Below are 7,660 nucleotides of genomic sequence, written 5' to 3' on the forward strand. Positions count from 1 at the left end.
CCTCGACAAACTCTGCCACGACCTCGCCCCGGTCCAGGACATGCGCTGCGACCGCCGCACGCTGCGCTTCCAGCCCCAAGCCGCTCTGGCCCTGGCGTTCGGTTGATACGCGAAGATAGGTGACGAATTTCATGGCGCGGCCCTCTCGATCTTGGGGGAAACCTTAGGGTGTATAAAGACCCTACGTCCGTTGTGTTCTTATACATATGTGTGCATTTACGTATTCACGCAAGTGCGTAGCTATGAATTTATGCGTTTGCGGTTTCGCACATTTGCGGTAGCTTCGCCCAAAAAAGGAGAGGCATGATGTTCTTCACGCGGGCAGGCCGTGTCATTGCATGGCTAGCGGTCATTTTGGGGGGTACAAGGATAGCTATGGCGCTATTCGTTGTTCAGTCGGGCGACCCGAGCCTGATACCTCGCTACCTTGGCGGTGGAACAACCGGGGATTCGATCAATTTGGGTATCTATGAGCTAACCTTCGGAATCGTGGTCGGCGTGTTGACCGACATAAGCCGGTCTGTTGCCAACACCACCGGCACCCAATCATGAAGACGATCCTCATAGCTGCTCAGAAAGGCGGGGCTGGCAAAACGACGCTGGCCCGCAACCTGTCTGTTGCCGCCTCTCTCGATGGCCAGAAGGTGCTTTGCCTCGATCTGGACCCGCAAGGCTCGCTCAGGGCGTGGTGGGAAGGTCGGGAAGTTGACACCCCCGCCATGCTGGAGCGCGACCCTGCCCCCCATGCGCTCAAGGCCACGCTGGACGCCGCCAGGGCACAATTCGACCTCTGCATTATCGACACGCCGCCAGCTCACCCGGAATGGCTCAATGAGCCGCTGGAAGCCGCTGACCTGGTGCTAATCCCAGTGCGCCCATCACCGGACGATCTGCGGGCCGTAGGGGCGACCATTGCCGCCGTGAATGATGCGAAGGTGCCCTTTGTCTTCGCCCTATCTCAGACGCCACGTGCGCGGATCACAGAGGAAGCCGCCCGCGTCCTGGCGCAGCATGGCCGCGTTGCCCCGGTGAATATCGCGCAGCGTGTCGCCTATGCCGAGACCGGCGCGACCGGGCAGGGGGTTTCCGAAACAACCGACCAGAAGGCGGGGGCAGAGATTGCCGCCGTGTGGGATTACGTGAAAGGGATTCTGGATGGCTAAGAAACCCGTGGCCCTCGATGGCCTATTGAACACCGAAAGTCGCCCGACTGATACCGGCATACCGCAACGCGGGGCAGGGCAGGGCGCGGCCCAAGATAAGAAACCGGCGAAGCGACCGGGCGAGAAACGTCTGACGCTGGCCCTCGATGGCGAGACCTATAAGCGCCTGAGACTTCATGCTGCCGAAACCGATCAGACGCACCAAGCGATATTGGAAGCGGCTCTTGCGGAATACCTCAAGCGCGCAAATGCGTAGTTACGTAAATATGCGCAGCTTGCTTCTTGGCCTTCTGTTGGTTGTCCCGCACAGTCTCGCGGCAGGACCGTCCAGCTACGTTTGCCAGATCACCGACTTTAAAATCCCTGGCGCAAACACCAGAAATAGGGAATGGGTCGGTGAAACAGCTATGGAAACCACCGTCGCTATCGACCGGGGAACGGGCCGTGTGATTCACCCCGTCATCGGAAACACGAGCTTCAACAGTGTAACCCTGTTAAACGAAGGTTCCGCCTCATGGGGTTTCAAGGCGCTTGCGGATAGCGGGGAAGGTGGGCACATCCACTATTACGAAGTGCATGAATACGATGAAGGCGCTGTCAAACCCTTCCTTGCCGTAGCAGCCGGCATAGTCTTCTTCGGTGAGTGCCGTTGACGCTCATGGAAAAGCCCCTGTCTGATCCGCCAAGCCTTTCCTTGATAACGGAAAACGGATTTTAACTCCCCTTCCCAGAATCTGGCCAAGGTTGGCGGCCAAACCGTTGCCTGGCCGGTTAAAAGCGCCGCCGTTCTTTCCAGCATTCAGGAAAGCGCCCAGACCGAACCGACCCCATCTATCGGGGTGGTTTGGGCGCGGGGGCAGGACGGACAAAACCCGCATACAAGCGGCATATCCTGCCAATGTCGCGCCTTCATTCTAAAACGGGTTATGCCTTGGAAAATCAGACAGTTTTCGAGCTGACTGGTATGCGAAGAAAGCGCCCCTATTTCCTGCCAGCTTCACCCCTCTAAATCAGCCTATTTTAGAAACGACCGGACAGGCGGTTCAGATGATCCATGATCCCGACCAGGGCGCGATCTGACAGGGCGTCGTGCTTCCGGCAAAGACGCTCGTAGGTGCGCCAGTGCATTCCCTTGGGCTTGCCCCAGTCGCCGCCTTCCAGGATGCCACCAGGCCAGCCCATTTTGTCCCTGATGCGATCTGCCCGCCGTGCAGCTCGATCCCCCGGCTTTTCACGCTGCGAAGGATAGGCCAGCCGGTAACAGTGGCGGCACGCGAAAATTGCCCCGCCGTAGAGGATGGCGACCCGACGACCACAGCCCCGAGCTGGGCAGAGGAACCAGTGACGGACGCCGCCCATGTGGCAGGGCGTGGTGTCGAGATAGACGGGATAGCGTTCCGGTTGCCATTCCCCGCCTCGATCCCGTTGACGATAGTCCAGGATCAAACGCCCCGGCTCAGAACGGACATTGATTGAGCCTGTGACCTCGCCACCCCGCGACCAGGTGATGCTGCGACTGACGCCGGACTCCAAAAGCCCTTCGCGTTTCAGCCACCGAATATCAATCGAGCGGTAATCGTCTGTCGTGTCTGCCCCGAACTGCCAGTGTCGCCCGCTACCAATCCCGCCCATACCGAACCTCAGATTTTGCCGAAATCATTTGGAAACTTGCCCGGTATCGGTTTCCCGCTGCCATTGCTTAGAGAAGGTGGATTTCGGAAATGCCTCTGAGAGGCGCTGAGAGCGGCGCTGAGGGGCCATTTCGCTTTTGGCACCCTCACCATACCCTAAGCCCGCATGGCCCTTAGGACGGCGTTCTGGCGCGCTTTCATCGCCTGTTTGAGCGGGCGGGCAATGCCGAACCGTTTCTTGAGTGCTGTCGTGCCCCTGATCTGCCCTTGCGACGCGTCGTATCTGCCAGACCTTTCGCGGCCACCGAATGCCTGGCCCCTGACCAGCTTGCGGGTGTTAGGAACCAGTTTGCCACGAAACATGCGTTCAGATGGTTCGCCCTTCCCGAGATAGGCGGCGAGGTAGAACCCGGATCGCTCCGGGTGTGTGTCTTTCGCCAGGTGCCACGACCGCCAGACGCTACACGCGAACTCGCCTTCGGTCTGGCCCTGCGCCTTGGTGCGGGGCGTATGGTCTAAGGGTTCGCCAAGAAGATCGGAAAGGTAGGATGCGACGGCCTTTCGCTTTCCGCGTGGCAGATGAAAGGCGAGGTGCCAGTGCTCGCCCAGCTCAGAGGTGGTTTCACGCACCCAAAGATACAGGAAGCCGCCGCTGCAACGCGCACCAACCCATTTTCTCAGCAACTCGACCAGGTAGGCAATCCGCTCGACGGGTGATTGTGCAAAGAGCGGATTGGTGTTGTCGTGATGGTAGAGCGACGACCAGCGAACCGTGAGAAGCGTGTTAACCGGGAAACCGAGAATGGCCGCGCACTTTGCCGCTTCTATGAAGTTGGCCTGAGAACCGACCGGCAAGTCATCCGTGCGTTTTTCTGGTGGCTGGATCGTCTTGGCGATCTCACTGACCACCGCGCCCAGCGGGCGGGCTGCGGCTGCGGGGCTGGGGGCCGCCCCTTGCCCGCCCTTGTTCGCTTCTGTGTTGCTGTATGGGTTCTGGTGGGAACCATACGGTATAGGTAACGCGCGAGCTATATATATAGGCCGCTTCCGTAACTCGGGCGTTTCAGCCGATCCTATAGGGCTTGATGCGGTGAATTGCGTGTCCAGTTTCTTAGCCTCGATGTGCCCGCCGATCCTCCCATTTCGACCGGGCTAGGTTCTGTCAGTGGATGGTGCTGCCTCTGGTTTCATTCTCGGCAAGCCATGCCTCAGCCGCTTCTTTTCGGATGCGTTGAATACCGCCGATAGTGACGACAGCTGGTGTCGCGCCTTGGCGCTTGAGCTTGTGCCAGGTGGATCGGCTAATACCTACGGCCCGGCAGAAGTCAGCAACGGTGAGCAGGGGTGAAATGTCCATATCTTGCGGTCCATGTGTGAGCAGATACGAGCCATTGTAGTGTTTTGGAAGCTACAGCTCAAGGAACAAAGGACGAACATGGCGAAAATTATGCAATTACGTAAATCCGCGTTTGTGCTGTGATCGTTCTTCTTCTTTTTCTTCTAGAATCTTCTTACTTCGGGACGCGTAATGCTCTGATCCGAAAAGAGAAATCCGCCAAACTCTTAGGAATCGGGCGAGGACGGATTAGTTTTGGGGCGGTTATCTATTAGTTTTGGGGCGGTTATCGCTTAGGAATCGGGCGGTTTGTGCGCAGTCTGAATCGAGACACAAAACCTTGCCTCTGACACGGGTTTAATCTTAGCTTTGGGCGAATCGCCAGCTAACGGAAACGCTTTGTCAGAATCGACCCGCCCCAAAACTAATAATATGCGGACGCTCGATATCGCCCCGAACATGGGCGAGATGGTGAAACCTGCCGAGCTAATCGAGGTTAAGGGCGCGTCCAGGCTGACGCTGGCAGACCGGCGCTTGTTCAACGTGCTGTTGCGCCACGCCTTTGGGCCAGACCTGGCGTCGGAAGGTAGGCGCTTTGAAATCGCGGTTGCCGACTTAAGAGAAACGCACGAAAGCAATGATCGGCTTGTGCAGTCGATTGAAGCCCTGATGACGACCGTGGTGACGATCCAGCGCCCGGATGGATCAACCGACCGTGTGCAGCTCTTGGGCTGGAACAACCTGTCAGACCCGAAGCGGAAGCGCGGCAACCTCAAGTATTCGATCCCGCCCGAGCTGGCGTTGTTGCTCAAGGATTCGACCGTCTTTGCCAAGCTGGAGCTGGAAGTGCTGCGGGCCTTCACCTCGAAGTATGCCCTGGCCCTCTATGAAGCCGTGGCGCGACGCGTGCGGCTCAAGCATGTGTTCACCGAACGATTTGCCCTGGATGACTTCCGGGAACTCTTAGGCGTCGAACCGGGCAAGCTGACGACCTTCGGAAACCTGAACCAATACGCGATTAAACCTGCCCTCATGGAAGTGAACGCCCTGTCCGATTTCACCGTGACCGTGCTGCCTGAGAAAACTGGGCGGCGCGTCACCGGTGTCCTGATCGGCTGGGGCGCAAAGGACATTGAGGGTCGGAAGGCCGCTTACGCTGAATTGCAGCGCTCCCGTGTAGGCCGCAAGGCGCGGATCACAGGCACCGTTGAGGACATGTTGCCGCCAGAAGTGATTGAATGAATTCAACGATTGGCCAAAGCGCGAGGAATTATCATGTTCAAAAATCCGAAACTTGCAGGGCTTCTTGCAGCCACTCTCATGTCGTTGATCTTAGCCTCAAAATCTCATGCAGAAGTATATCAATGCACTGTTGAAGCTGAGGTGCAAAACTGGAAAGGGCAAAGTACAGGCACGTATCTCAAGTCAAGAGACTGGATGTTGGCTTCCGATGGAAATGATCTTGGCGCAGTTACTTTGACAATATCCGCTGATGGCACAACAGGGCGCGTCCAACGTCAAAGACCCGGTACCACTTTCGATTCTGATACCATGATGCAAGAACGGTTTAGCGTCACAAGAACAGAGTATGCGCGGGTTTTCGTAACCCACATAACGACTTACGTAATAGCGGACTTACCTAACGTGACGACACTATCGATCATTGAACAAGGTAACGCTGGATATGCCGCTTTCGGAAGCTGCAACCGGGTGAATTGAATTCCTGAAAATTTCCTAAAAATTATAATGATTTACGTGCATACCGCGCCTTAAATGACACGGTCTAAAGGCACTGAACCTCGAATCGATCAGCTTTCGGTAACATTAAGAAACGGGCACCGGCTTACCGAGATTATTTCACATTGAAATACGCCTAAGCCATTGTAATAAATCTCCTTCTTGCGGCTAAGAATACCCATTTGGATTTTCAAGATTTTGGCGAGTCACCCAACAGTTTAAATTCCTTCTTCGGCTCACAAGCCGCGTGGCGGACCCAAAGCACCTTCGAAAGGGTGCAATGGTCTTACCGAAAGGAGGTTTGCCATGAAACGATTTGTTTTGCCTTGCGCGCTCGTTTTGGGCGTGATCGCCGCTTCGATCCCTGTGGCGTCCCCTGTCAATGCGCTAAGCGTCTTTGACGAAGAGCATTATCAGATGCTCATGGGCGAGTACGGGCCCTCGATTAATGAGGGTCCTATTGGCAATGGAAGGTTTCAGCCTGGATTTGACCCGACTTGCCCATATCCGATTGGTTTGGGCAAGTGTCGCGGTCGAAGCACCGGAGGTGTTTCTGGTGGAGGCGTGTCAGTTTCCAACCCTGGCTCTGGCTCGTTGATGGACATGCCTGAAGACGCGGAAAACCGCGAAGGCGATGGGAAAAAGCCCAAGATGGACTCTGACGAGGTAAGCCGAAAAATCCAAAAGAAGGCTATCAAGAAGCTCCTGAAGCGCGTCCTTAAGACGCGAATCCCTAAGAATGCCATTGAGCTTTTTTGGCGTGTACTCGAGCCGAGTCAAACTGCTACTGATGACGTGATCCATCCAGACAAGAAAGCTCCAGACATCTTTGATGAAGATGGCAATCAAATTGGTGAAACCCGAGTTCCGGAGAACTGGAGGCCTGACGGTATCGATTATCCGTCTGACCTCAGGAATAGCGTTAATGAGCCTACGGAGGAGGCTGATGCAACGCATGAGACTGACACTCAAGAGACTCAGGATGAGAAAGAGGCCCCTGAACCCAGTGAGGGAGAGACCCCTGAGTCAAATGAGAACGACGGCGGACAAGGTCCGGTCACAAACACGTTGGGCTAAGGCTGCGAAATGACAAATAATGAGATGGCCCGCACCTGCGGGCCATCTCACATCTAGGAACGGCAAGTGAGATTGAATATGTTCTGTACAGTCGTTGCGTACCATTCACCCCCCCGTGCCGTTTTGATCCCCCGTGCATTTAATTCTGCCGCGATCTGGCGAAGGGATGCGCCCCCTGCCCTGATCTGCTCGACTACTGGCAAGACGTTTTCAGCATGGGCAAGCGCCCGCGCCTTGTTCACTGCCGCGCCCTTGCGTGCCGCCTGACGCTGTTCAGAAGCCCTCTCAGGGATAGACCAGCCCAGTTTGACCCCCCGCGCTTTTGCCGCTGCCAGCGCCGCCTTGGTGCGCTCCGAGATTGCGCGGCCCTCTTGTTCCGCGACTGCGGCCATGATGTGCAGCACAAAGCGGTTTGCCTCAGGCATATCCGCCGCCGTGACCTCGACCCCGCTTTCCAGAAGGTTCGCAATGAAGGCGACATTGCGGGCGAGACGATCCAGCTTGGCAATGAGCAACACGGCCCCTGCCCGCTTCGCCTCTGCCAGTGCACGCGCCAGCTCAGGACGATCTGCGCGCTTGCCGCTTTCCACCTCGACAAACTCTGCCACGACCTCGCCCCGGTCCAGGACATGCGCTGCGACCGCCGCACGCTGCGCTTCCAGCCCCAAGCCGCTCTGGCCCTGGCGTTCGGTTGATACGCGAAGATAGGTGACGAA

11 protein-coding genes are annotated in these 7,660 nt (G+C 56.7%); 7 read left to right on the plus strand and 4 right to left on the minus strand.

What is annotated here, in order from left to right; translation table 11 throughout:
• Nucleotides 1-375 precede the first annotated feature (375 nt).
• Genes COL8621_RS19235 through COL8621_RS18810 form a run of 4 tightly spaced genes read left to right on the plus strand, consistent with a single transcriptional unit; the run spans nucleotide 376 to nucleotide 1,816 of the window.
• Nucleotides 376-552: a hypothetical protein gene (locus COL8621_RS19235; RefSeq protein ID WP_176438543.1), complete on the plus strand. Its 177-nt coding sequence runs from the start codon at nucleotides 376-378 to the stop codon at nucleotides 550-552.
• Complete coding sequence (locus COL8621_RS18800) at nucleotides 549-1,163, plus strand: AAA family ATPase (RefSeq protein WP_093968974.1); 615 nt, start codon at nucleotides 549-551, stop codon at nucleotides 1,161-1,163. Before COL8621_RS19235 ends, COL8621_RS18800 begins: the two co-directional genes overlap by 4 nt.
• Nucleotides 1,156-1,419 carry a ribbon-helix-helix protein, CopG family gene (locus COL8621_RS18805; RefSeq protein ID WP_176438544.1) on the plus strand — a complete coding sequence of 88 codons (264 nt, stop codon included), beginning with the start codon at nucleotides 1,156-1,158 and terminating at the stop codon, nucleotides 1,417-1,419. The genes COL8621_RS18800 and COL8621_RS18805 overlap by 8 nt, the downstream gene beginning before the upstream one ends.
• A complete protein-coding gene (locus COL8621_RS18810) occupies nucleotides 1,412-1,816 on the plus strand; it encodes a hypothetical protein (RefSeq protein WP_141137923.1) in 405 nt (134 codons plus the stop codon). Before COL8621_RS18805 ends, COL8621_RS18810 begins: the two co-directional genes overlap by 8 nt.
• 367 nt (nucleotides 1,817-2,183) lie before the next feature.
• On the opposite strand, the gene COL8621_RS18815 is transcribed toward COL8621_RS18810, so the two are convergent.
• From COL8621_RS18815 to COL8621_RS18825, 3 genes are all read right to left on the minus strand, one after another.
• On the minus strand, nucleotides 2,184-2,795 hold the full coding sequence (locus tag COL8621_RS18815) for a hypothetical protein (protein ID WP_093968976.1): 612 nt from the start codon (nucleotides 2,793-2,795) through the stop codon (nucleotides 2,184-2,186).
• 155 nt (nucleotides 2,796-2,950) lie between these two features.
• Nucleotides 2,951-3,703 (minus strand): hypothetical protein, encoded by a 753-nt coding sequence (locus COL8621_RS18820; RefSeq protein WP_093968977.1) that lies wholly within the window; start codon nucleotides 3,701-3,703, stop codon nucleotides 2,951-2,953.
• A 253-nt stretch (nucleotides 3,704-3,956) separates the two neighbouring features.
• Nucleotides 3,957-4,151, minus strand: coding sequence for a helix-turn-helix domain-containing protein (locus COL8621_RS18825; protein WP_093968978.1), 195 nt, complete (start codon nucleotides 4,149-4,151; stop codon nucleotides 3,957-3,959).
• A gap of 411 nt (nucleotides 4,152-4,562) precedes the next feature.
• On the opposite strand from COL8621_RS18825, the gene COL8621_RS18830 reads away from it, so the two are divergent.
• From COL8621_RS18830 to COL8621_RS18835, 3 genes are all read left to right on the plus strand, one after another.
• The gene (locus COL8621_RS18830) at nucleotides 4,563-5,372 is read left to right on the plus strand and encodes a replication initiation protein (RefSeq protein WP_093968979.1); all 810 of its coding nucleotides are present in this window, start codon (nucleotides 4,563-4,565) and stop codon (nucleotides 5,370-5,372) included.
• 33 nt (nucleotides 5,373-5,405) lie between these two features.
• Nucleotides 5,406-5,849, plus strand: coding sequence for a hypothetical protein (locus tag COL8621_RS19055; RefSeq protein ID WP_141137924.1), 444 nt, complete (start codon nucleotides 5,406-5,408; stop codon nucleotides 5,847-5,849).
• Between the two features lie 324 nt (nucleotides 5,850-6,173).
• Complete coding sequence (locus COL8621_RS18835) at nucleotides 6,174-6,944, plus strand: hypothetical protein (RefSeq protein WP_093968980.1); 771 nt, start codon at nucleotides 6,174-6,176, stop codon at nucleotides 6,942-6,944.
• 53 nt (nucleotides 6,945-6,997) lie between these two features.
• On the opposite strand, the gene COL8621_RS18840 is transcribed toward COL8621_RS18835, so the two are convergent.
• A partial coding sequence (locus COL8621_RS18840; protein WP_093968981.1) for a recombinase family protein occupies nucleotides 6,998-7,660 on the minus strand: 663 nt, incomplete at its 5' end.

Source organism: Actibacterium lipolyticum (genome assembly GCF_900184935.1).
Lineage (GTDB): Bacteria > Pseudomonadota > Alphaproteobacteria > Rhodobacterales > Rhodobacteraceae > Actibacterium_A > Actibacterium_A lipolyticum.